Origin of the sequence: Mesorhizobium sp. M1169 (assembly GCF_040318345.1) — a bacterium.
In the GTDB taxonomy this organism is placed as follows: domain Bacteria; phylum Pseudomonadota; class Alphaproteobacteria; order Rhizobiales; family Rhizobiaceae; genus Mesorhizobium.
This window is the reverse complement of sequence record NZ_JAMYME010000014.1, coordinates 100,916-124,094: the sequence shown is the minus strand read 5'-3', so window position 1 is coordinate 124,094 and position 23,179 is coordinate 100,916. Positions and strand designations below refer to the sequence as shown.

At 64.0% G+C, this 23,179-nt stretch carries 19 protein-coding genes; 8 read left to right on the top strand and 11 right to left on the bottom strand.

Annotation, left to right across the window (positions count from 1 at the left end):
* Positions 1–13 precede the first annotated feature (13 nt).
* Positions 14–1,228, top strand: coding sequence for a serine hydrolase domain-containing protein (locus NKH41_RS16590; protein ID WP_352767916.1), 1,215 nt, complete (start codon positions 14–16; stop codon positions 1,226–1,228).
* Between the two features lie 62 nt (positions 1,229–1,290).
* Here NKH41_RS16590 and NKH41_RS16585 read toward each other — a convergent pair whose 3' ends face one another.
* Positions 1,291–2,094, bottom strand: coding sequence for a creatininase family protein (locus NKH41_RS16585; RefSeq protein WP_352681647.1), 804 nt, complete (start codon positions 2,092–2,094; stop codon positions 1,291–1,293).
* A 57-nt stretch (positions 2,095–2,151) separates the two neighbouring features.
* Positions 2,152–2,535 carry a RidA family protein gene (locus NKH41_RS16580; protein ID WP_352766950.1) on the bottom strand — a complete coding sequence of 128 codons (384 nt, stop codon included), beginning with the start codon at positions 2,533–2,535 and terminating at the stop codon, positions 2,152–2,154.
* A gap of 379 nt (positions 2,536–2,914) precedes the next feature.
* Here NKH41_RS16580 and NKH41_RS16575 point away from each other — a divergent pair, with 379 nt between their 5' ends.
* From NKH41_RS16575 to NKH41_RS16550, 6 genes are all read left to right on the top strand, one after another.
* Positions 2,915–3,919 (top strand): ABC transporter substrate-binding protein, encoded by a 1,005-nt coding sequence (locus tag NKH41_RS16575; protein ID WP_352766948.1) that lies wholly within the window; start codon positions 2,915–2,917, stop codon positions 3,917–3,919.
* 3 nt (positions 3,920–3,922) lie between these two features.
* Positions 3,923–4,747 carry an ABC transporter ATP-binding protein gene (locus NKH41_RS16570; RefSeq protein WP_352452129.1) on the top strand — a complete coding sequence of 275 codons (825 nt, stop codon included), beginning with the start codon at positions 3,923–3,925 and terminating at the stop codon, positions 4,745–4,747.
* Positions 4,734–5,585 (top strand): ABC transporter permease, encoded by an 852-nt coding sequence (locus NKH41_RS16565; protein WP_352490743.1) that lies wholly within the window; start codon positions 4,734–4,736, stop codon positions 5,583–5,585. The genes NKH41_RS16570 and NKH41_RS16565 overlap by 14 nt, the downstream gene beginning before the upstream one ends.
* Positions 5,586–5,602: 17 nt before the next feature.
* Entirely contained in the window at positions 5,603–6,901 is a 1,299-nt protein-coding gene (locus NKH41_RS16560) for a cytosine deaminase (RefSeq protein WP_352766977.1), read from the top strand.
* Positions 6,898–8,298: an FAD-binding oxidoreductase gene (locus NKH41_RS16555; RefSeq protein WP_502895664.1), complete on the top strand. Its 1,401-nt coding sequence runs from the start codon at positions 6,898–6,900 to the stop codon at positions 8,296–8,298. The genes NKH41_RS16560 and NKH41_RS16555 overlap by 4 nt, the downstream gene beginning before the upstream one ends.
* Positions 8,299–8,523: 225 nt before the next feature.
* Positions 8,524–9,105 carry an NAD(P)H-dependent oxidoreductase gene (locus NKH41_RS16550; protein ID WP_352681637.1) on the top strand — a complete coding sequence of 194 codons (582 nt, stop codon included), beginning with the start codon at positions 8,524–8,526 and terminating at the stop codon, positions 9,103–9,105.
* Between the two features lie 6 nt (positions 9,106–9,111).
* Here the strand turns inward: NKH41_RS16550 and NKH41_RS16545 are convergent, their stop codons facing one another.
* The 5 genes from NKH41_RS16545 to NKH41_RS16525 all read right to left on the bottom strand — a co-directional run bounded on the left by NKH41_RS16545 (position 9,112) and on the right by NKH41_RS16525 (position 16,784).
* Positions 9,112–11,586, bottom strand: a complete 2,475-nt coding sequence (locus NKH41_RS16545) for a GcvT family protein (protein ID WP_352767918.1) — start codon at positions 11,584–11,586, stop codon at positions 9,112–9,114.
* Positions 11,583–12,764 (bottom strand): pyridoxal phosphate-dependent aminotransferase, encoded by a 1,182-nt coding sequence (locus tag NKH41_RS16540; RefSeq protein ID WP_352767920.1) that lies wholly within the window; start codon positions 12,762–12,764, stop codon positions 11,583–11,585. Before NKH41_RS16540 ends, NKH41_RS16545 begins: the two co-directional genes overlap by 4 nt.
* A complete protein-coding gene (locus NKH41_RS16535) occupies positions 12,764–13,663 on the bottom strand; it encodes a homocysteine S-methyltransferase family protein (protein ID WP_352767923.1) in 900 nt (299 codons plus the stop codon). Before NKH41_RS16535 ends, NKH41_RS16540 begins: the two co-directional genes overlap by 1 nt.
* Complete coding sequence (locus tag NKH41_RS16530; RefSeq protein WP_352767926.1) at positions 13,660–16,113, bottom strand: GcvT family protein; 2,454 nt, start codon at positions 16,111–16,113, stop codon at positions 13,660–13,662. The genes NKH41_RS16535 and NKH41_RS16530 overlap by 4 nt, the downstream gene beginning before the upstream one ends.
* Positions 16,114–16,190: 77 nt before the next feature.
* Complete coding sequence (locus NKH41_RS16525) at positions 16,191–16,784, bottom strand: helix-turn-helix domain-containing protein (protein WP_352470272.1); 594 nt, start codon at positions 16,782–16,784, stop codon at positions 16,191–16,193.
* Between the two features lie 270 nt (positions 16,785–17,054).
* Between NKH41_RS16525 and NKH41_RS16520 the strand changes: the two genes are divergently transcribed.
* Positions 17,055–17,753, top strand: a complete 699-nt coding sequence (locus NKH41_RS16520) for a nitroreductase (RefSeq protein WP_352767929.1) — start codon at positions 17,055–17,057, stop codon at positions 17,751–17,753.
* 19 nt (positions 17,754–17,772) lie between these two features.
* Here NKH41_RS16520 and NKH41_RS16515 read toward each other — a convergent pair whose 3' ends face one another.
* From NKH41_RS16515 to NKH41_RS16500, 4 genes are all read right to left on the bottom strand, one after another.
* The gene (locus NKH41_RS16515) at positions 17,773–18,360 is read right to left on the bottom strand and encodes a sarcosine oxidase subunit gamma (RefSeq protein ID WP_352766931.1); all 588 of its coding nucleotides are present in this window, start codon (positions 18,358–18,360) and stop codon (positions 17,773–17,775) included.
* Complete coding sequence (locus NKH41_RS16510; RefSeq protein WP_352452119.1) at positions 18,353–21,349, bottom strand: sarcosine oxidase subunit alpha; 2,997 nt, start codon at positions 21,347–21,349, stop codon at positions 18,353–18,355. Before NKH41_RS16510 ends, NKH41_RS16515 begins: the two co-directional genes overlap by 8 nt.
* Positions 21,346–21,642 (bottom strand): sarcosine oxidase subunit delta, encoded by a 297-nt coding sequence (locus tag NKH41_RS16505; protein WP_352767933.1) that lies wholly within the window; start codon positions 21,640–21,642, stop codon positions 21,346–21,348. The genes NKH41_RS16510 and NKH41_RS16505 overlap by 4 nt, the downstream gene beginning before the upstream one ends.
* Positions 21,643–21,712: 70 nt before the next feature.
* On the bottom strand, positions 21,713–22,972 hold the full coding sequence (locus tag NKH41_RS16500) for a sarcosine oxidase subunit beta (protein WP_352767936.1): 1,260 nt from the start codon (positions 22,970–22,972) through the stop codon (positions 21,713–21,715).
* Between the last annotated feature and the right edge of the window lie 207 nt (positions 22,973–23,179).

Here is a 23,179-nt window from a genome sequence, read left to right as displayed (position 1 = left end):
CGGCAAGGGGCGAATGATGATCGGGAGAATTTTGGCCATCGTTGTTGGCGTGGTCTGCGCGACAGGCAGCGCTATGGCCGCGTCCATGCCGGCTCTCAAGTCGATCGACCTGGCAGCGCTCCAAGCCACTGTCGAGGGTTTGGCCAAAGAACTTATGCTGCCCGGTGCCATGGTTTTGCTCAAGACTCCGCGGGGCAACCTCGTCTTCGGCTACGGTACGACTGAACTGGGTGCCACGAACCCGCCGCGCGCCGATACCCACTTCCGTGCGGCCTCGAACACCAAGACGATGACCGCCGCTGTCATCGTGCAACTGGTGCAGGAGGGGAAACTGAGCTTCGCCGATCTGATCTCGAAATACGTCCAGCGCGTTCCCAACGGCGACGAGATAACCATTCGGCAGCTCATAACAATGCGGAGCGGCCTCCCTAACTTCACCAATGCGCCGGAACTTGCCGAAAGCCTGGACAAGTATCCTTACAGGGTATGGACCGCCGATGAAGTACTCGGCATGGCGTTCAAACGGCCGCCGGACTTCGCGCCGGGTGCCGAATTCGAGTACAACAACACCAACTACTATCTGCTCGGCCTTGTTGCCGAGAAGATCGACGGCAAGCCGCTCTCGACCATCTTCCGGGACCGCCTGTTCGGGCCGCTCGGCATGAAGAACACCGCGTTGCCGCCGAGCACGTCGAACGCCATCCCCGAGCCATACTCAAACGGCTATCTCTACGGCAGTACTTCGTACGCCCTGGCTGATGCGCCCTATCCGGACGACCTCCAGGCTGCGGCCAGGGCGGGAACGCTCAAGCCCAACGACGACACATGGCAGAACCCGTCCGCCTACTTTGCGGCTGGCGGAGTCATCTCCACCGCGGATGACCTCGCGACCTGGATGCGCGCGCTAGTCGGGGGCAAGCTCTTCAATGCCGACTTTCAGCGGCAGTGGCTTGCAAGCCCTGAGGCGCCGGAGCCGGGCGAACCCGCCATGCAAAAATACGGCTATGGCATCCTAACGCTGACCTTCGGGCGTAACGAAATCTACTATCACGAAGGCGAGATGCCCGGTTACCAGTCCTTCATGGGCTACGATCCGGCCAATGACGTGACCCTGGTCATATGGACCAACCTGACTCTCGCGCTCGACGGCCAGGCGACCGCCAACACCTTGATGGTGAAGATACTGGACGAAATCTACACGGTGTCGCCGCTTCAAGAGGTGAAGTGAGGATCCTCGCGCGAATGGAATCGCTCCTCGTGAGCGAGGCCTGAGCTGCTGGGATCAAACACCTAAGCCAACCAATCCGCCAGCTTTGCATTGCGCACGTCTCTCAGCAGGCCAATGAAGCCGTCGGCCTGATGCTCGGCGGTGAGCTGGCCTTTTTCGGCGGTTGCAACGCTGGCGTCGCCGACCACGCCATTCGGGTTGAGATCGCTGGCGATCCAGGCGAAGGCGTGCGTTCCGGTGTGGCGCAGCAGCGCAAATTCCTTTTCGGCGCGGGCGACCTTGGACACGAAATTGTCGGCCTTGGCCATGTCGACGAGATCGGGCCGGAAATGCAGCATCAACGAGGTCTCGACGTCGCCGCCATGAATGCCGTGGCGGTCCTCGAGCTCGGTGTACATGCCGGCCGGCCGGCCAAAACGCTGCCAGCTGGTCTTTACCGCCAGCATCTTTGTCCGCACGCGCAATTCGCGGGTGACGATGCCCATGATCTCCTCATTGCCGCCATGCGAGTTGACGACAATCAGTTTTCGGACGCCGGCGCGCGCGACCGACAGGCCAAGTTCGGTCCACGCCTCGACCAAGGTCGTCGCCGGCAAAGTGAGGGTGCCGGGCGCATGCAAATGCTCGTTCGACTTGCCTACCGCCTGGACCGGCAGGATGCGGATGTCGAGATCGCCGGGCAGGCGCGCGATCACCGTTTCCAGCATGCCGTTCATGATCGAGGTGTCGGTCGAGACCGGCAGATGCGGGCCGTGCTGCTCAATCGCCGCCAGCGGCAGAACGGCAATGGTCGCCTCAGGATCGACGGTCGCGTATTCGGTGGTCCGGTAGTCACCCCACCATACGCGTTTTTTTGCAGCGGTCATGTCATGCCCTCTTGAACCGACAAGCCCAGACCTAACGCGGGAACGATCGGCTGTCGATCATCCCGCCGCAATGACCTCGATCTCGACCTTGAATTCCGGCCGGGCAAACCCGGACACGATCATCAGCGTCGAGGCCGGCGCCGGGCTGGCGAACAGCCGGTCGCGAACCTCCATATAGGGGCGCAGGAAGGCGCGGTCGGTGACGTAGGCATTGATGCGGACGATGTCGGACAGGCCGAGCCCGGCCTCGCCGAGAATCGCCGATATGTTCCGGAAACAAAGCTCGGCCTGTGCGCCGGCCTCCTCGGGGATCTGGTCATCCGCTGTGATCGCGACCTGGCCCGAACACAGAACCAGCCGCTTTCCGGGCGGCAGTTCGACGCCATGGCTGTAGCGGGCGAAGGGGGGCTTGATCGACTTCGGCGTGAGAAATTTGAACATGGCAATCTCCGTTCACGGCAGCCTATCGCATCGGCCCGAAAATCGGGATCGATTTTCGGAAAGCACGATGCGAAGATTCAAAGTTTTAGAGCGTACTTTGTGCGTCCAAGTGGACGCACGTCGCTCTAAGGCCGGATCGATGCGGGCATCAAGATGGCGGTGCATGTCACGAGGGCGATTATGGACAGGCGATCAAAAAATAGGCACGATGCCTTTCGTACAGCATGACCCGTCCGGCCTTCGCGCCGCCATTGCTCAGGCGGGCATTGCACAAGCGGGCGGTCCCGGCGCAACGCGCCGGTGGCATGTGTCTTGCTTCTTGAAACAATGGTGTCGAGCCCGGCGCGTGACGCGCCGGAGCGAACAAAGGGTGGTGTGGATGTACAGAAAACTCAAGATTTCGACGTGCGCGATCGTGCTGCTTGGCGCAGGCACGCTTGCCGCGGCAGCGAACGAAAAAGTCACCTTCGGCACCAACTGGCTGGCTGAGCCGGAGCATGGCGGTTACTACCAGGCCGTGGCGGACGGCACCTATGCGGCCTGCGGCATCGACGTGACGATCATGCAGGGCGGCCCACAGGTCAGCGGCCGGCCGCTGCTGCTGGCCGGCAAGATCGATTTTTACATGGGCGGCAATCTGCTGTCGGCTTTCGATGCCGTGCAGCAAGGCATACCGATGCGCGTCGTGGCGGCCGACTTCCAGAAGGACCCGCAGGTCATCATGTCCCATCCCGGGCAGGGGCTGGACAAATGGGAAGACCTGAAGAACGCCGAGCAGTACATCCTCGGCGACGAAGGTGCGCAGACCTTCTTCCAGTGGATGGTCACCGACCTCGGCTTCGATGCCGCCAAGCGCGTGCCCTACACCTTCAACCCGGCACCGTTCATCGCCAACAAGAAGTCGATCCAGCAGGGTTACGTCACCTCGGAGCCATTCGCCGTCCAGAAGCAGGGCGGTTTCACGCCGAACCAGTTCCTGCTGGCCGACTATGGCTGGGACACATATGCAACGACGGTCGAGACCATGCAGGAGACGATCGACAAGCGTCCCGAGGTGGTCCAGTGCTTCGTCGATGGCTCGGCCAAGGGCTGGTACAATTATCTCTACGGCGACAACAAGGCCGCCAACGAGATGATCAAGAAGGAAAATCCGGACATGACGGATGAGCAGATCGCTTTCTCGATCGAGCAGCTGAAGAAGTTCGGCGTGGTCGATTCCGGCGACAGCGAAAAGCTCGGCATCGGCGCCATGAGCGACGCGCGCATCCAGAGTTTTTACGACAAGATGGTGAAGGCCAAGGTCGCGCCGGCGGGTATCGACATCAAGAAGGCCTACACGCTGGCCTTCGTCAACAAGAGCGTCGGGCTCGACCTGAAGAAGTAGGCCGTGAAGCTGGAGAAAGTGGCGCAACAGCCAGGAAGTGTATCGGAGCCGACGCTGTTGGCGCTGCGTGGCGTCGGCAAGGTTTTTTCCAACGGCGTCACCGCGCTCAGCAATGTCGAGCTGACGATCCGGGAGGGCGATTTCCTCAGCCTGCTCGGGCCGTCGGGCTGCGGCAAATCGACGGCGCTGCGGCTGATTGCCGGCCTGTCGACGCCGACCTCGGGCGTGCTCGACTGGCGCGGCAGCGGCGCCCTCGAGCGTTCGAATATCGGCTTCGTCTTCCAGGAGCCGACGCTGCTGCCCTGGGCCGACGTCTTCGACAATGTCTGGCTGCCGTTGCGTCTGAAGGGTGTGTCGCGGGCCAAGGCGGCGCCGGCGGTGATGGAGATGCTGGCGCGGGTTCACCTGACCGGCTTCGAGAAGGCCGTGCCGCGCGAACTGTCAGGCGGCATGAAAATGCGCGTCTCGATCGCCCGCGCCATGGTGACCAAGCCGCGCATTCTGTTGATGGACGAGCCGTTCGCCGCACTCGACGAGATCACCCGCTTCAAGCTCAACAACGATCTTCTGGAGCTATGGCAGGATGAGCGTTTTACCGTCGTTTTCGTCACCCACAGCGTCTTCGAAAGCGTATTCCTCTCCAACCGCGTCGTCGTCATGGCGGCGCGGCCGGGCCGGGTGTTTGCCGAGCTTGCCGTCGACGCGCCCTATCCGCGCGACGAGGCGTTTCGCACCTCGCCCGACTATGCCGCGCTCTGCCGCCAGGCATCCGACGTGCTGATCGGCGCCATCAACTCAACTGCCGGACCGCATCATGACGGCCATTGAAGAACCAGTCTTGGCGCTCGACCCGGAGGAGGCGCGCCGCGTCCGCCAGGAGCGCTTCGAGCGCATCGGCAGATGGCTGCTGCCGCTGGCGATCATGATCCTGGCCATCTGGCTGTGGGACCGCATCTGTGTCTGGAACGACATTCCGAAATACATACTGCCGCGCCCCGGCGTGGTGCTGCAAACGCTGCACGACGATGCCGGGCTGCTGTTCTCGTCGCTGCTGGTGACGCTCCGGATCACCTTCTTGAGCCTGCTTCTCGCCGTGGTCGGCGGTGTCGGGCTGGCAGTGCTGTTCGCTCAATCGAAATGGGTGGAGATGTCGTTCTTTCCGTTCGCCATCGTGCTGCAGGTGACGCCGATCGTCGCGATCTTTCCGCTGATCAATATCTATGTCGACAACCAGACGACGAAGCTTTTGCTTTGCGCCTGGATCGTCGCCTTCTTCCCGATCCTCTCCAACACCACGCTCGGCCTCAATTCCGTCGACCGCAATCTGCGCGACATGTTCAAGCTCAACGGTGCGACCCGCTGGCAGCAATTGCGCTATCTGCGGCTGCCGGCGGCGATGCCTTATTTCCTCGGCGGGCTGAAGATCGCCGGCGGCCTGTCGCTGATCGGCGCGGTGGTGGCAGAGTTCGTCGCCGGGGCCACCGGCCAGTCGTCCGGCCTCGCCTCGCGCATCATCGAGGCCGGCTACCGGCTCAACGCGCCAAGGCTGTTCGCGGCGCTGATCCTGATCTCGCTCACCGGCATCCTGATCTTCCTGGTGCTGTCGCTGATTTCGCATCTCATTTTGCGGCGCTGGCACGAGAGCGCGCTGAGGCAGGAGCGGTGATGGTGAGCAGCGCCGCCTTGATACCGGCTTCTGGTTCCTACCATCTCGCCAAGGTTCGGCTTCATGCCTCACTTACGCCGCGCTTTTCCGGAGCCTTCGATACCGACGGGTTTGGGCTCGCCGATATCGCAATCGCCGATGGCAAGATCTCCGGGATTACGGCGCATCTATCCAACGCACCGGCGGACGCCACCGACCTCGGCGGCCGCATCGTGCTGCCGTGCTTCGTCGATTGCCACACCCATATCGACAAGGGCCATATCTGGCCTCGAAAGCCCAACCCGGACGGCACCTTCATGGCCGCTTTGAACGCCACCGGCGCCGACCGGGCGGCGCGCTGGAGCGCCGACGACGTTGCCCGTCGCATGGATTTTTCGCTGCGCTGCGCCTACGCGCACGGCACCAGGGCGCTGCGCACGCATCTCGACAGCGTCGCGCCGCAGGAAGAGATCTCCTGGCCGGTGTTCGAGACGATGCGGGAGAAATGGCGCGGCCGCATCGAGCTGCAGGCGGCCTGCCTGCTCGGCATCGAAGGCGTGCGCGACAGGAAATGGTTCGAGAGGCTGGCCAAGCGGGTGGCTGCCGCCAAGGGTGTCCTCGGGGTCGTCACCTACATGGTGCCGGATCTCGAAGAATTGCTCGACCAGGTGTTCGCGCAGGCGATCAAGCACGGCCTCGACCTCGATTTCCACGCCGACGAGACCGACGATATCGCGGCGATCTCGCTGAAGAAAATCGCCGAAGCCGCCCTTTGGAACGGTTTTGACGGGAACATCCTGGTCGGCCATTGCTGCTCGCTGGCGCGCCAGCCCGACCTCGACGTGCTCGACACCCTGGACAAGGTCGCCAAGGCCGGCTTGGCGGTGGTGTCGCTGCCGATGTGCAATCTCTATCTGCAGGACCGGCGCGGCGACAACACCACGCCGCGCTGGCGCGGGGTGACGCTGCTGCATGAGATGAAGGCGCGCGGCATTGCCGTCGCCGTCGCTTCCGACAACACGCGCGACCCGTTCTATGCCTATGGCGATCTCGACATGCTGGAGGTCTATCGCATGGCGACGCGCATCCTGCATCTAGACCATCCCGTCGCCGACTGGCCGCAAGCGGTGACTTCGACGCCGGCCAAGGTGATGCGGCTCGATGGTGTTGGCACGCTTGCCGCCGGAGGGTCGGCCGATTTCGTCGTCTTCAAGGGGCGGAGCTGGACGGAATTGCTGTCGCGGCCCGAATCGGATCGCATCGTCGTGCGCGACGGGCATGCGATCGAGCGCCAGCTGCCCGATTATGCCGAACTCGATGATCTGATGGTGGAATGATGGATATTGCGGCGCTCAAGCGCGACCTGGACGGTTTGAAGATCGACGACCATCCGGCGATCGTCCAGCAGAAGAGCCGCGACTTCTACTGGTACAGCCCGGTGCTGAAGCAGCAGCTCGAGCACGTCACCGGTGACCTGATCGTGACGCCGAAAACCGAAGACGAGGTCGTCCGCATTCTCGCCGCCTGCCACCGGCACGGCGTCCCGGTGACGCCGCGCGGCAGCGGCACCGGCAATTACGGGCAGGCGATGCCCTTGTCCGGCGGCGTCGTGCTCAATCTCGCCGAGATGAACGCGGTCAAGACGATCGCCCCCGGCCGTGTCGTCACCGGCCCCGGCGCCGTGCTCGCCGACATCGACAGAGCGACGCGGGCGCATTCCGGCCAGGAGCTCCGCATGTCGCCGTCGACCTACAACACCGCATCGATCGGCGGCTTCGTTGCCGGCGGCTCCGGCGGTATCGGCTCGATCCGCTGGGGTGGACTGCGCGACCTCGGCAACGTCATCCGGCTGAGGACCGTGACGATGGAGGCTGAGCCGCGGGTCATGGAGCTCACCGGCGAGGACGTGCTGAAGGTCATGCACGCCTACGGCACCAACGGCATCATCACCGAAGTCGAGATGCCGCTGACTGCCAGCTATGACTGGATCGACGTCATCGTCGGCTTCGACGATTTCATGGATGCGGCCGGCTTCGGCAACGATCTCGCCATCCAGGACGGCATACTGGCGAAACTGATCACACCGATCGCAGCACCCATCCCCTACGATTACTTCAAGCGCCACCAGCGGTTTTTCCGGCGCGGCCAAAGCATCGTCGTCTTGATGATCGCGCCGCATGCGATGGATGCCTTCCTCGCCTTCACGGCGCGCAGTAAGGGCGAGATCGTCTTTCGCGCCGACAAGGAGGCCGATCTCAAGGGGCTGCCGCCGGCCTATGAGCTGACCTGGAATCACACGACGCTGCGTGCCATCCGGGTCGACCCGACGATCACCTATCTGCAGACCCGCTATCCGTCGCCGGACCACCTCGGCCACGTCAAGGCGATGGTCGACCGCTTCGGCGACGAGGTGCCGGCGCATCTCGAATTCATCCGCTTCGACGGCGCCATCGGCATCGCAGGGCTGCCGCTGGTCCGCTTCACCACGGCGGAGCGGCTCGACGAGATCATCCGCATCCACGAGGACAATGGCTGCTGGATCTTCAACCCGCACCGCTACACGCTGGAAGAAGGCGGCATGAAGCGCACCGACGAGGTGCAGCTCGCCTTCAAGCGCGAAACCGACCCGCAAGGGCTGCTCAATCCGGGCAAGATGATCGCCTGGGAAAACCCGGACTATGATTATCGCTCGGGCAAGTCGTTCCTGTTCAAGGGGCTGGAGAAGGCGGGTTGAGACGATGACGGGCGTGTGGCGCTGTACCCCCCTCTGGCCTGCCCTCTTTGCCACCACTTGGCATCTCCCCCGCAAGGGGGGAGATTGGCAGTTCCATCGTCTCGACCATCTTCCAACGTCGTCGAGTGGCGAACGCGATACTGACAGCCGATCTCCCCACTTGAGGGGGAGATGCCCGGCAGGGCAGAGGGGGGTGCTTGGTGCCGACTTGCGAGATGTTCTCCTGTGAACATTCTCGTCCTCTATGCTCATCCTGTGGAGACCAGCTTCAATGCCGGCCTGCACCGGACCATCGTCGAGCGGCTGAAAGCGGCCGGCCATGTGGTCGACGATTGCGATCTCTATGCCGAGGGTTTCGATCCCAGGCTGACGCACGCCGAGCGGCTGTCCTATCACGACGCGCGCAGTGCCGGCGATCCGGCGGCGCCTTATGTCGAGCGCCTGTTGCGGGCCGAGGCGCTGGTGCTGTCGTTTCCGGTGTGGAACTTCGGCTATCCGGCCATTCTGAAAGGCTTTTTCGATCGCGTCTTCCTGCCCGGCGTGTCGTTCAAGCTGGTCGACGGCAAGGTGCAGCCGTCACTGCACAACATCCGCAAGGTGGTCGCGGTCACGACCTATGGCGGCAGCCGGTTCCGAGCCATGCTGATGGGTGACCCGCCGCGCAAGCTGGTCAAGCGGGTGCTGCGTGCGACGATCAAGCCCGGCGGGTCGGTTTCCTACCTTGCGCATTACTCGATGAACCTGTCGACCGAGGGCAGTCGGACGAGGTTCGTGGCGAAAGTCGCGGCCAGGATCGACGCGTTCTGAGGTGCGCTACATCCGCACCCGTTCCGCCTTCGGATCGTACATCGGCTTGAGCGAGGCCTCGGCGGCAAAGCGCTCGCCGGCGATCTCGATCTCGTAGGACGACGACAGGACATCCGCCTCGCTCTCGCCCTTGCAAGGCACGTAGCCAAGCCCGATTGCGCCGCCGAGATGATGACCGTAATTGCCCGAGGTGATCGGACCCACGATCTTGCCGTCGCGCAGGATCGCCTCATTGTGGAAGAGCAGCGGCTCGGTGTCGTTCAGGCGGAACTGCACCAGCCGGCGTGACAGGCCGGTTTCTTTCTTCTTCAGCACCGCATCGCGGCCGATGAAGTTGCCCTTGGCGGTCTTCACCGCGAAACCCAGCCCGGCCTCCAGCACATTGTCCTCGTCGGTGATGTCGTGGCCGAAATGCCTGAAAGCCTTTTCGATGCGGCAGGAATCCAGCGTGTGCAGGCCGCATAGCTTCAGGCCGACGTCGGCGCCGGCTTCTTCTATCGCCTCGAAGACGTGGGCGGCCTGGTCGGTCGAGACATAAAGCTCCCAGCCGAGCTCGCCGACATAGGTGACGCGGTGGGCGCGGGCCAGGCCCATGCCGATCTCGATCTCCTGAAAGGTGCCGAACGGATTGTTCCCGTTTGAGAAATCGTTGGGGCTGACCTTTTGGATCAGCTTCCTCGAATCCGGGCCCATCAGGCAAAGCACGGCTTCGGCAGCGGTCACATCGGTGATGACGACGAACTCGTCGGCAAGGTGTTTTCGCAGCCAGGCCAGGTCGCGCTGCAGCGTGGCGCCGGGCACGACGAGCAAGAAGGCTGTTTCGGACAGCCGCGAGACGGTGAGGTCGCTCTCTATGCCGCCGCGCTGGTTGAGCATCTGGGTGTAGACGATCTTGCCCGGCGCCACGTCGATGTCGTTGGCGCAGAGCCTTTGCAGGAAAGCGCAGGCGTCGCGGCCCTCGACGCGGATCTTGCCGAACGAGGTCATGTCGAACAGGCCGACGCCGTTTCGGACCGCCAGATGCTCCTCGCGCTGGTTGTCGAACCAGTTCTGCCGTTTCCAGGAATAGCGGTATTCGCGCTCCTGGCCCTCCCGCGCAAACCAGTTGGCGCGCTCCCAGCCGGCGACCTCGCCGAACACCGCGCCGCGCGCCTTCAGATGTTCGTGCAGCGGCGAGCGGCGGACGTTTCGCGAGGTTGCCATCTGCCGGTACGGAAAATGATCGGCATAGAGCAGGCCGAGCGTTTCGGAGACGCGCTCCTTGAGATAGCGGCGGTTCTTCTGGAACGGCTGGGCGCGGCGGATGTCGACCTCCCAGAGGTCGAAGGGCGCCTCGCCGTCATTGATCCATTGCGCCAGCGCCATGCCGGCGCCGCCGGAGGAGACGATGCCGATCGAATTGTAGCCGGTCGCCATCCAGTAGCCGGAAAGCTCCGGCGCCTCGCCGAGATAATAGCGGTCGTCGGGGGTAAAACTCTCGGGGCCGTTGAAGAAGGTGTGGATGCCGGCGGTGGCCAGCATCGGCATGCGGTTGACGCCCATTTCCAGGATCGGCTCGAAATGGTCCATGTCCTGCGGCAACTGGTCGAAGCAGAAATCCTCGCTTATGCCGTTCATGCCCCAGGGCTTGGCCACCGGCTCGAACGCGCCGAGCATCATTTTGCCGGCATCTTCCTTGTAGTAGGCGCACTCGTCCGGCACGCGCAGCACCGGCAAGCGGGAAAGGCCGGGGATCGGTTCCGTGACGAGATAGAAATGTTCGCAGGCGTGCAACGGGATGGTGACGCCGTTCCGGGCGCCAAGTTCGCGTGCCCACATGCCGGCGCAGTTGACGACGATATCGGCCTCGATCAGGCCTTGCTCGTCGCCCTGCACCCAGGAAACGCCGGTGACGCGGCCGGCCCTGGTATGTACCTTGGTCACCTTGACGTTCTCGACGATCGTTGCACCGCGCTGGCGCGCGCCCTTGGCCAACGCCATGGCGATATTGGCCGGATCGCACTGGCCGTCGAGCGGCAGGTGCACGGCGCCGACCACATCTGACACATTGAGATGCGGGTACATCTGCTTGACTTCACTAGGCGAAATCTCGCGCACATCGACATCGAAGGCGCGGGCGAGAGACGCCTGCCGATAGATCTCGTGCTTGCGCTCCTCGGTAAGCGCCACCGTGATCGAGCCGACCTGGCGCATGCCGGTGCCGACATCGGTCTCGGCCTCCAGCTTGACGTAGAGGTCGGCCGAGTATTTCGCCAGCCGCGTCATGTTCTGCGAGCCGCGCAGCTGGCCGATCAGGCCGGCGGCGTGCCATGTCGTGCCCGACGTCAGCTGCTTGCGCTCGAGCAGCACGATATCGGTCCAGCCGAGCTTGGCCAGATGATAGGCGACCGAGCAGCCGGAGACGCCGCCACCGATGATGACCGCCCTCGCTTTGGGAGGAATGACCTTGGTCGGAATGGTTTTGGTGGGCGAGGCGTTCATGCGGCCTCGCGACCATAGCTGGAGGCAAAGCGGCGCAGGCGCGTGGCAGCCTCCATCAGTACCGGCTCAGGCTGGCAGAGGCTGAAGCGGATGTGGCCGGCGGCGGCCTCGCCGAAGCTCGAGCCGGGCATGACGCCGACATTTTCCTGGTCGAGGAAGGCCCAGGCGAATTTTTCGTCGTCCGGCTCGATCGCCGATATGTCGAGCATGACGTACATGCCGCCTTCGGAGCCGCGCACGGTGATGTTGTTCATGCCGCGCATGGCATCGAGGACGACGGTGCGCCTCGCGGCGTAGCGCTCGGCGATTTCCTTGACGCCGTAGCCATTTTCGAGCGCCTCGGCGCAGGCGAGGCTGATGAAGGCCGGCAGGCCGTAGGTCATCACCAGATTGAGGTCGGTCAACAGCGAGACCATTGATTCCGGCCCGGTCAGCCAGCCCATGCGCCAGCCGGTCATGCCGTGGCTCTTGGACATCGAATTGATGACCAGCGTGCGTTCCGCCATGCAGGGCAGCGAGCGTGGTGAGACGTGCTCGCCGCCGCCCAGCGTCCAGTAGACCTCGTCCGACAGCAGCCAGAGGTCATGTTCGCGGCAGATCTGCGCCAGCTTTTCCAGGCGCTCGCGCGAATAGACGGCGCCCGTGGGATTGTTCGGCGTGTTGATCAGGATGGCGCGGGTGTTCGGCCGAAGGGCGGTGCGGATGTCGGCGGCGCGCGGCTGAAAGCCATCCTCGGCGGGGGTCTCGACGACGCTGAACTCGGCGCCCGCCGCACTGAAGGTGTTGGGATAGGTGGCGTAATAGGGCGCGACGACGATGGCATGGTCGCCCTGGTCGAGAACCGCTTGAATGGCCGCGTAAAGCGCGGCCTGCCCGCCCGGAGTGGCGATGACCTGGTTGGGGCTGGTCGCAACCCCGGTGCACCGCGTCGAGGCCGCCGCCATCGCCTTGCGCAGGCGTGGAACGCCGGCAAGCGGCGTGTAGTGGTGATTGCTGGCGCGAACCGCCGTCACGCAGGCTTCGATCGTCTCGCTCGGCGTGTCGAAATCATGGTCGCCGACCGACAGCATGATAATGTCCTCGCCGGCCTGCTTGCGCGCCCAGGCAGCGGAATGAACCTCCCAGCCATCCTTGCCCGAAGGCACGATGCCGGAAATGCGCGATGATGGCCTGGGCATTATGCTGCTCCCGAAATTTCATAACCGGCCTGTTCGAGCCGGTCGCGCAGCGCGGCGATGTGGGCCGGTCCGACTTCGCAGCAGCCGCCGACGATGCCGGCGCCGGCCTCGACCCAACCGACCGCCTGGCCGGCATAGGCATCCGGATCAAGGTCGTGGCGGGCGTGCAGCACTTCCACGGTACCGCCATGCTTGAGCGCCTCAATCGAGGTGAAGCCGTTGGCATAAGCGCCGACCGGACCGCCGAGAGCGATCAGTTCGGGCAGCGCTGCAGCGATCGCTTCGGGCCGGCAGCAATTGATCAGCCGGGCCGCGACGGGGAGGCCGGCAAGAGCGCCCGACGCCGCCGCAATGGCTTCGCCGCTGCGCAGGCGCGGCGTGCCGTGGTCGGCAAGCGTCCACGACACCCATACGGGCTTGCCGCTTTCCGACGCCGCGGTGACGGCGGCGCGCGCCTCTTCGGCCGACGCCATGGTTTCGCACAGAAACAGATCGACGCCGTCCGCCTGCTCGGCAACGATACGGCGATAGATGTCGAGCGTATCCTGGAAGGATATCGTCAGCGCCGGCGCATAGCTGCCGAACAGCGGCGACAGGCAGCCGGCGATCGCCGCGTCGCCGGCCTGGTCGCGGGCTTGCCTTGCCAGTTCGGTGCCGCGCTTCTGCAGCGGCTTGAACAGCTCTTCCGCGCCTTCGCGTGCCAGCCGCTCCGGCGTGGCTGAATAGGTGTTGATGGTGATGACGCGGGCGCCGGCGCGGATGAATTCCGCATGCAGGTCGCGCACCAGATCCGGTTCGTCGATCAGCACCCTGGCCGACCACAGCGGCGTCGGCTCGGAACTGCTACGGCGGACCAGCTCCTGGCCCATGCCGCCATCGGTAAGGATGACAGTCTTCATGCTCTGAGCCTCTCGTTCTTTGGATCCCATAACGGCTCATCCTTCTGCACGACCGCCCGAAAACGTTCGCCGAAGATCTCGATCTCGACCGCGGTTCCCGGCTCGGTGAGGTCGGCGCGCAGCATGCCGAGCGCGATCGACCTGTCGATGCGATGACCCCAGCCGCCGGATGTCGTCTCGCCGACGATGCGGCCGTCATGCCACAGCGTCGACATGGTGGGCGCATCGCAGTCGCCGGGGTTTTCGACGACCAGCGTGACGAAGCGTTTCTTTACGCCCTGCTGCCTTTCGTTCTGCAGCGCCGCCTTGCCACGGAAGTCGGGCTTGTCCCATCTGACGAAGCGCTCCAGCCCGCCCTGCAGGATCGAATAGTCGGTCGACAGGTCACCCTTCCAGGTGCGGTAACCTTTTTCGAGCCGCAGCGAATCCAGCGCGTACATGCCGAACGGTTTCAGGCCGTGCTTCTGGCCAGCTGCCCAGAGGGCGTCGAAGATGGCTGCGGTATCGTCGACCTTGCTGTGGACTTCCCAGCCGAGCTCACCCGCGAAGGACACGCGCACCACCTTTGCCCAACGTCCGGCGATACTGGTTTCCTGATGCGTCAGCCAGGGCAGGGTGAGGTCGGCCGCGCAGAGTTCGGCGAGGATTTTTCGCGAGTTGGGGCCGGCGAGGATCTGGGTGGAGTATTCCTCCGTCCGGTCGACCAGCTTGAAAGTGGCGTCCTTCGGGATGCGCGATTTCAGCCATTCGAAATCATGCCACTGAGCCACCGCGGCGGTGATCAGCGTCATCAGGTTCTCGTCGTGGCGGACCACCGACATTTCGGTGACGATGCGGCCCTTGTCGTCGGCAAAATAGACGAGGCCGATGCGGCCGGGTTTCGGCACCAGGCCTGTCACCTGGAGGCTCAGCCATTCGGCGGCACCCGGACCATCGAGATTGAAACGGGAAAACCCCGGCAGGTCCAGAATGCCGGCGGCATCGCGGACGGCGATGCATTCCTCGCGCACACGATGCTGCCACGGCCCGTCGCGGCGGAAGGTCAGCGTGGATTCTTCGGAGATGTCGTCGCCTGGCTTGGCATACCAGGTGGCGCGTTCCCAGCCATTATAAGCGTCGAACCGAGCGCCGAGTGCCTTGATGCGGTCGTGGAGCGGCGACAGCTTGCGGTCGCGCCCGGCCGGCCAGGCATGGCGCGGGAACTGGATGGCGTATTCGTTGCCGTAGATTTCCATGCCCTTGGCAACGCAATAATCCGGAGCCGAGGCGAAGGCGGTGAAACGGCGCGGATCGCAGGACCACATATCCCATTCGGTCTGGCCCTCGATCACCCATTCGGCCAGCACCTTGCCGGCGCCGCCGCCCTGGGCGATGCCGAAGGTAAAGACGCAGGCCTCGAAGGCGTTGGGCACGCCGGGCATCGGGCCGATCAGCGGGTTGCCGTCCGGCGCATAGGGGATCGGCCCGTTGATGACCTTGGACAGGCCGGCGGTGCCGAGGATCGGCACGCGGGCGACAGCATCGGCCAGGTAATGTTCCAGCCGGTCGAGATCGTCGGGAAACAGCTGGAACGAAAAGTCGTCGGGCATTGGGTCGTTGTGGCCGACCCAGTGGGCGCGGCAATTGCGCTCATAGGGGCCGAGATTCATGCCGTTCTTTTCCTGGCGCAGATAATAGGACGTATCGACGTCGCGCAGCAGCGGCAGCTTCTTGCCCTGCTCCTTCGACCATGCGGCCAGTTCGGGGATTTCCTCAAACAGGATGTATTGATGGCTCATCACCATCATCGGCACCTCGCGGCCGAACATCCTGCCGACCTCGGCGGCGCGGTAGCCGGCGGCGTTGACGACGATCTCGCAGCGGATCTCGCCTTGCGTTGTCTCGACCACCCACTCGTCGTTGTCGCGGCGCACGCCGGTGACCGGACAGAAGCGGATGATCTTCGCGCCCATGTCACGCGCGCCCTTGGCCAGTGCCTGGGTCAATTGCGCTGGATCGATATCGCCATCATTCGGATCGTAGAGCGCGCCTTTCAGCTCATGCGTCTCGATGAAGGGGTAACGGCGCTTGATCTCGTCGAGCCCGACCACGTCGATATCCATGCCCTGGTAACGGCCCATGCCCTTGGCGCGCTGGAATTCCTGCATGCGCTCCGCGCTATGGGCTAGCCTGAGCGAGCCGGTGACGTGGTAGTTCATGGGATAGCCGACCTCGTCGGCCAGCCGGCGATAGAGCTCGGTCGAATAACGCTGCATGTTCATCAGCGACCATGACGAGGAGAAAGTCGGCACGTTGCCGGCGGCATGCCAGGTCGAGCCGGAGGTCAGCTCGTTCTTCTCCAGAAGCACGCAGTCGGTCCAGCCCGCCTTGGCGAGATGGTAGAGCGAGGAGGTGCCGACGGCACCACCTCCGATGATCACAACGCGTGCCGTGGTCGGCAAACCGGCCATGTTCTTCTCCGACTATTTGTTTTGATGCATGTCGTTGTCCCAAAACCGCCACGCACTTTTGGGCGACATGCATTCGTTCAATAGACAGGCGGCGAAACCACCCAGATCACCACAGCCGGTTCCGCTCCAGGATTGCGCCAGCGGAACGGCTTGCCGTCGAAGCGGAAGGAATCGCCCTCGCCAAGCCGGTGCCAGACGCCGGCAATTTCGATATCGAAACTGCCGGAAGCGACGTAGCCGGCTTCCTCGGTCGGCCGGCGCGCCTCGGTGCTCAGCTCGGCACCCGGGGCGAAGACCGAACGCAGCATCTCGAAGCTACCGCCGAGATCGGGCGACAGAAGCTCCTCCACCAGGCCAGAATCGCTTGTGCCAAGCGTGCGCCGGTTGCCGGCGCGCACGACCACGCCGCGCTCGGTCTCGACAGGTACGTCATGGCTGAAGAACAGGCTGACCGGCACGCCGAACAATTCGGCGAAGGCCCTGAGATCGCCGAGCGACGGGACCGACAGACCGCGCTCGACCTGGCTGACCCAGCCGACGGAACGGCCGAGCTTCAGTGCGATTTCAGCAAGCGTCAGGCCGCGCGCCTTGCGCAACGCGCGGATGTCGCCGGCCAGCAGCCGTTCGCCGCTGTCCTGTTCCGATCTGGCGGCGGTTGAGGGCAAAGCCATCCCTGTCTCGGTGAAAAATTCCCAGCAAATTTCATTTGATGGCGGGTTCATGAAAAAATCAAGAGGATTTTCACGCACTCACAAGATTTACTTGCGCCATTTTGACGGTTCGGGCAAAGGCTCGGCGCACGAGCGGCGAGTGGGGCGTCCGGTCGAGGCGGGTAGGCTATCGGGCGTTCAAAAAGACGCGCAAGGATGCTCCATCACTTCTAGTCGGCGCATGATCCTTCCGGAAAATCGGGTTCGGCATCATACGCAAAAGGACGGCCCATGCTGGAAAACAACTCCCGGATTGCGGCGGCGATCGTCGATGACGCGATCACCTCGCGGCGGTCGGTACGCGCCTTCTTGCCCAATATGGTCGACGACGAGACCATCCGCGATATTCTCGCCGTTGCCGCGCGCGCGCCCTCAGGCACCAACATGCAGCCCTGGAAAGTCTATGTGACCAAGGGCGAGGTCAAGCAGCGCATCACCGATGCCATCCTCAGCTCGGGCATCCGCGCCGAAAAGGCCGAGTGGGACGAGTACCGCTACTATCCCGACCAGTTCTTCGAACCCTATCTGACGCGACGGCGCGCCAACGGCTTCGGCCTCTACGGCGTGCTCGGCATCGGCCGGCGCGAGGTCGACAGGATGCGTGCGCAGCACGACCGCAACTTCGTCTTCTTCGATGCGCCTGTCGGCATGATCTTCACCGTCGACCGGCGGCTGAACAAGGGGTCGTGGATCGACTACGGCATGTTCCTGCAAAACATCATGGTCGCCGCGCGGGGCAGGGGCCTGCACACCTGTCCGCAAGCTGCCTTCGCGCCCTATCACCGGCAGATCAGGCCGGTGCTCAACATTCCCGACGAGGAGATCGTCGTCTGCGGCATGGCGCTCGGCCATGAGGATACGTCCAAGCCCGAAAATGCCTTCCGCACCGACCGCGCGCCGCTGGAAGAGTGGGTGACGTTCGCGGAGTGACGTGAAGCGCCGTCCGGCTCTACTGCACTTCGTAGCCGACTTCCTCGCTCGCATGGCAGAGCGCTTTCCAGAACGAGCGGGCAAACGAGCGGAACACATAGATGTCGAACTGATCGGCGCCGGTGCGCTGGATCTGCGCGAAGATGTCGTGATGCATGGTCGAGCGGCCGGCGCCGATCGGGAAGGCCGGCAGCGCGAAGTCGATGGCGAAGAATTTCGCCAGCACCCACTCGGCCTTCGGCCCGGCGATACGGATCGCGGTGCGGCCGTGCGAAAGGTCGGTCACCGTACCGATGGCCGAAGTGACGACACTGGCAAAGGCCGGCCCCAATCCCTCGGCTTCATCGACCACAGTGAACTTTCCCGGCGCAAAGCCGAACACCGACCTGGCGCCGTTCGTCACACCGCCACCGGCGCCGTCGGGCAAAGCCAGGCCGGTGACCGCATGGATGCCGGCCATCAACGTCTTCTCCTCGCCGGGCCAGGCGGCGAGCTGCAGGATCGAACCCGGCCTGGTTTCGGAGAGGATGATTTCGACACCATGCTCGAAATTGCCATGCGAGCCCGGATGCAGCACCGGCTCAAGCGGTGATTGGCGTTCAACCATGCATGCGGCTCCCGTCCGGATCGAAGAAATGGTTGGAGACGATCTCGACCGGCCCGAACCGGTTGCGCAGCGGGTCGGAGACATAAGCGCGCGTGCCGCGCCGCGCCTTGCCGCCCTTGACCAGGGCAAGCGCGATATATTTACCGAGCGCCGGCGAATAGCAGCAAGCGGTGATGTGGCCAAGCGAGCCGTGCGGATTGGCTTCGTCAAGCTCCTCGACGATGTGCCCGCCGCCGTTGAGCGGCTGGTTGTCGAGCGAAACAATACCGACGAGTTCCAGGCGGTCCGGCGCGATCAGCCCCTCGCGGTCCATCATCGCCGAGCCGATGAACGGCTTCTTCTTCGACAGCATCCAGTCGAGATGCAGGTCGCGTGCCGTGGTGCGGCCGTCGATCTCGGCACCGGTGACGTGGCCTTTCTCGATGCGCATGGTGCCCAGCGCCTCCAGCCCGTAGGTCACCAGCCCGAACGGCTTGCCGGCTTCGATCAGCGCCTCCCAGACATGGGTGCCGTAGCCGGCGCCGGAATAGACCTCGAAGGCCATTTCGCCGGAGAAGGACAGCCGGCAGATCATCACCGGCACGCCGGCGATTTCGCCGTGGACGATGCCCATGAAGGGCAGGGCGGTATTGTCGACGGCGGTGCCGCTAACGCAAGCAGCCAGTATCTGCCTTGCCTTCGGCCCACCGATGGCGGCACCGGCCCATTGGTCGGTGACCGAGGCGACGTGGACCTTCAGCTCCGGCCAGATCACGTCGAGGAAATACTCCAGATGCTGCATCACCTTGCCGGCATTGGCGGTGGTGGTGGTCATCAGGAAATCCTGCGCGCCGAGCCGCCATGTGGTGCCGTCGTCAAAGGCGAGACCGTCCTCGCGCAGCATCAGCCCATAACGCGCCTTGCCGACGGCCAGCGTCGAAAACACGTTGGTGTAGACGCGGTCGAGGAATTCCGCCGCGTCGGGGCCTTGCACCGCGATCTTGCCCAGTGTCGAGACATCGACGATGCCGGCGCTCTCGCGCGTGGCTCTCGCTTCGCGCACATAGGCCTGCTCGATCGTCTCGCCGGGATGGCCGTAGATCATCGGCCGATACCACAGGCCGGCCGAATACATGGTGGCGCCGTTGGCGACGTGCCAGTCATGCATCGGCGTCAGCCGCTCGGGCTTCAGATCGCCGAAGCGTTCGGCGGCTAGCGAGCCGATCGACACCGCCGAAAAGGGCGGGCGAAAGCGCGTCGTGCCGACCTCTGGGATCGGCTTGCCGAGCGCCTCGGCCATGATGGCGAGGCCGGGTATGTTGGAGCTCTTGCCCTGGTCGGTTGCCATGCCGAGCGTGGTGTAGCGCTTCAGATGCTCGACCGAGACGAAGCCTTCGCGATGCGCCAGCCGCACGTCATCCGCCGTCACGTCATGCTGGAAGTCGACGAAACTCTTTCCCTTGGCCTTGATCTCGAGCACCGGCGCCGGATCGGGATCGCCAGGTGCTGCCTCGACGGCAGGCAAGGCCGCCGGCGTGGCGGTTGCGCCCGCTGCGGAAAGGCCGGCGGCGCGGCCTTCGGCGATCGCCTCGGCGGTGGAGAAACTGCCGGTGAAGGCGCCGGCGCCGATCCATTGCCGCGTCGTCGGCTTGGGCGGCAGGAACGCTTGCAATGCTTCGTTCCATTCCGCTCTCGCGCCGGCCTGGCTGGCCAGATGAATGGTCGGCGACCATCCGCCCGACATCAGCAGGCAATCGGCGTGGATGCTGCGCGCTTCGCCGGAAAGCGCGCCGTTGACCATGTCGAAGCGCTGCACCTTGAAGCCGGAAAGCGCCTTGCCGCCCTCGGTGGCGATTACCGCGTGGCCAGAAAGGATCTCGGCCTCCGCTTCGCCGGCCAGCTTGCGCATTTCGCTCGAAAGTTCTGGGCGCACGTCGACGATGGCGACGACGACGGCGCCGGCCTTCTTCAGCGCAAGCGCGGAGCGATAGGCGCTGTCATTGTTGGTGAACAGCGCGACCCTGTCGCCCGGCAGCACGCCATATTCATTGGCAAAACGCTCGGCAGCATGCGCCAGCATCACGCCTGGCCGATCGTTGCCCGGAAAGACCAGCGGACGCTCCAGGGAGCCGGTGGCCAGCACCACCGACTTGGCGCGGATCGTCCAATAGCGATGGCGCGGCTCGCCCTTGCCGGCCTTTTCCTTGTGGTCGGTGACACGTTCGAGCGCGGCAAGCGTGTTGCCGTCATAATAACCCCAGACAGTAGTGCGCGGCAAAAGGCGGATATTGTCACGGCCTTCAAGCTGACCGGCGGCGCGCGCTGCCCAGTCGGCGGCCGGCATACCATCGATCGTCTCGCGCGACCAATTGGCCGAGCCGCCGAAATGCGGCTCGAGCTCGGCCAGGATGACGCGTGCACCCTGATCGGCAGCCGCCCTGGCGGCCATCAGCCCCGCCGGGCCGGAGCCGACCACCAGCACATCGCAAAACGCGTTCATGCGTTCGTAGCGCGCCGTATCGGGAGCCGTGCCTGCCTTGCCCAGGCCGGCGGCACGGCGGATGAAATGCTCACAGAACATCCAGAAGCGAGTGCCCTTCAGCGGACCGATCACCGGTCCCATGAAGGTTTTGTAGTAGAAGCCGGCCGACAAAAGCTTGCCGCCGAGCTGGTTCACGGCACTGACGTCCCAGGCAAGCGAAGGGAAGCGGTTCTGGCTGACTGCGGCCAGCCCGTCATAAATTTCGACCATTGTGGCGGGGATGTTCGGCTCGCGAACCTCGCCCCTCAACACTGTGACCAGCGCGTTCGGTTCCTCGACGCCGGCGGTCAGCACGCCGCGCGGGCGGTGATATTTGAACGAACGCCCAAACAGGGTGACGCCGTTGGCCAGCAGCGCCGAAGCCAGCGTGTCGCCGGCATGGCCGGTATAAGGCGCGCCGTCGAAGGTGAAACGGATGGTCCGCAGCCGGTCGATGCGGCCGCCGGCCTCGGTACGGCGCGGGCTCATGGCTTGTCCTCGGCCCGGTGCCGCGCAACCGAGTTGTGGTCGCCGCGCGCGAACACGGTGCTGGAGATCTCGTGCGTCAGCGTGTTGCGCACGACCCTGAGATGGGCGCGGCAGCCGCCGGAATGCTGCCAGATCTCATTGTGGTCGCCGGCCGGGTTAAGCCGGTCGTAGACATAGGCGTTCCAGGCGTCGAGGTTCTGCGAGGCGGGCTGTGGGCGCTGGCGGTTGCCGTCGCCCTGATAGGTGAATTCGATCACGTCGCGGGGGCCGCAATAGGGGCAGGTGATGAGCATGGATCTCTTAAACTTCTCGTTTGACCATGATCTTGTCCGAAAACCGGTTTCCACTTTTCGGGATCATGGCCTAATGCAGCCGGGGCGTGGCGCCCTGGCCCTTGTCGTCGATCACCATGCCACGGTAAAAGCGGTCGAGCGTGAAGGCCGCGTTGAGACCGTGCGGCTCGTCCTTGGCGATGGTCCAGGCAAAGCACCAGCCGGAAGCCGGCGTCGCCTTGAAGCCGCCATAGCACCAGCCGCAGTTGAGATACATGCCCGGCAGCGGACCGGTGGTGATGATTGGCGAGCCGTCCATCGACATGTCGCAGACGCCGCCCCATGAGCGCAGCATGCGGACACGGGCCAGCCCAGGGAACAGCGCCAGCATCTCGCTCATCACCTCATCGACGATCGGCAGGCTGCCGCGTTGGGCGTAGCTGTTGTAGCCGTCGAGATCGCCGCCATAGACAAGCCCGCCCTTGTCAGATTGCGACATATAAAAATGGCCCATGCCGAAGGTCAGGACCGTATCGATGAACGGCTTTAGCGATTCCGTGACGAAGGCCTGCAGCACGTGGCTCTCGATCGGCATCGTCTCGATGCCGGCAAGCCGCATGACCCGCCCGGTGCTGCCGGCAACCGCGACCGCTACCTTTTTTGCGCGGATTTCGCCGCGCGTTGTCGTGACGCCGGTGATGCGGTCGCCGTCGCGCAGGAAGCCGGTGACCTCGCAATTTTCGATGATGTCGACGCCGCGGCGATCTGCGCCGCGCGCATAGCCCCAGGCGACGGCGTCGTGGCGGGCGGTGCCGGCGCGCCGCTGCATCAGGCCACCGACGATCGGGAAACGCGCGGTGGCCGAGACGTCGAGCGCCGGCACCAGGCGCGCGATTTCGGCCGTGGTCATCAGTTCGGCGTCAACGCCGAGATGGCGCATGGCGTTTCCGCGCCGGGCATAGTCGTCGAGTTGAGCAGGTGTGTGGGCGAGGTTCAGGCAGCCGCGCTGCGAGAACATGACGTTGTAGTTGAGGTCATGGGCCAGGTTCTCCCACAGCTTCATCGAATGTTCGTAGAAACGCGTGTTGGCCGGCAGGAGATAGTTGGAACGGACCGCCGTGGTGTTGCGGCCGACATTGCCGGAGCCGAGCCAGCCCTTCTCCAGCACCGCGACATTTGTGATGCCGTGCTCCTTGGCGAGATAGTAGGCGGTCGACAGGCCATGGCCGCCGCCGCCGATGACGATCACGTCGTAGGACGCTTTCGGGTCGGGCTTGCGCCAGGCCGGCGTCCAGTCCTTGTTTCCGGTCAGCGCGTTCTTGAGAAGCGAAAAGGCCGAATATTCCGCCATTCTTATTGTCATCCATTTCAGGCTTTACGGCAGAGTATAGAGCAGGCTGCAAACGCAAAGCCAAGATTGCGCCATCGCTTTTCGACTCCCCGACTTCGATTGGATTTGGCCGACTTCGATTGGATTTGGCCGACTTCGATTGGATTTGGCCGACTTCGATTGGATTGGCCGACTTCGATTGGCGGGACTTCGAAAAACGAGACGCCT

What these genes read in the sequence shown, in the direction of transcription:
- NKH41_RS16590 (WP_352767916.1), top strand. Translation starts at nt 14, where the DNA reads ATGATGATCGGGAGAATTTTGGCCATCGTTGTTGGCGTGGTCTGCGCG.
- NKH41_RS16585 (WP_352681647.1), bottom strand. Translation starts at nt 2,094, where the DNA reads ATGACCGCTGCAAAAAAACGCGTATGGTGGGGTGACTACCGGACCACC.
- NKH41_RS16580 (WP_352766950.1), bottom strand. Translation starts at nt 2,535, where the DNA reads ATGTTCAAATTTCTCACGCCGAAGTCGATCAAGCCCCCCTTCGCCCGC.
- NKH41_RS16575 (WP_352766948.1), top strand. Translation starts at nt 2,915, where the DNA reads ATGTACAGAAAACTCAAGATTTCGACGTGCGCGATCGTGCTGCTTGGC.
- NKH41_RS16565 (WP_352490743.1), top strand. Translation starts at nt 4,734, where the DNA reads ATGACGGCCATTGAAGAACCAGTCTTGGCGCTCGACCCGGAGGAGGCG.
- NKH41_RS16555 (WP_502895664.1), top strand. Translation starts at nt 6,898, where the DNA reads ATGATGGATATTGCGGCGCTCAAGCGCGACCTGGACGGTTTGAAGATC.
- NKH41_RS16545 (WP_352767918.1), bottom strand. Translation starts at nt 11,586, where the DNA reads ATGAACGCCTCGCCCACCAAAACCATTCCGACCAAGGTCATTCCTCCC.
- NKH41_RS16540 (WP_352767920.1), bottom strand. Translation starts at nt 12,764, where the DNA reads ATGCCCAGGCCATCATCGCGCATTTCCGGCATCGTGCCTTCGGGCAAG.
- NKH41_RS16535 (WP_352767923.1), bottom strand. Translation starts at nt 13,663, where the DNA reads ATGAAGACTGTCATCCTTACCGATGGCGGCATGGGCCAGGAGCTGGTC.
- NKH41_RS16530 (WP_352767926.1), bottom strand. Translation starts at nt 16,113, where the DNA reads ATGGCCGGTTTGCCGACCACGGCACGCGTTGTGATCATCGGAGGTGGT.
- NKH41_RS16525 (WP_352470272.1), bottom strand. Translation starts at nt 16,784, where the DNA reads ATGGCTTTGCCCTCAACCGCCGCCAGATCGGAACAGGACAGCGGCGAA.
- NKH41_RS16520 (WP_352767929.1), top strand. Translation starts at nt 17,055, where the DNA reads ATGCTGGAAAACAACTCCCGGATTGCGGCGGCGATCGTCGATGACGCG.
- NKH41_RS16515 (WP_352766931.1), bottom strand. Translation starts at nt 18,360, where the DNA reads ATGGTTGAACGCCAATCACCGCTTGAGCCGGTGCTGCATCCGGGCTCG.
- NKH41_RS16510 (WP_352452119.1), bottom strand. Translation starts at nt 21,349, where the DNA reads ATGAGCCCGCGCCGTACCGAGGCCGGCGGCCGCATCGACCGGCTGCGG.
- NKH41_RS16505 (WP_352767933.1), bottom strand. Translation starts at nt 21,642, where the DNA reads ATGCTCATCACCTGCCCCTATTGCGGCCCCCGCGACGTGATCGAATTC.
- NKH41_RS16500 (WP_352767936.1), bottom strand. Translation starts at nt 22,972, where the DNA reads ATGGCGGAATATTCGGCCTTTTCGCTTCTCAAGAACGCGCTGACCGGA.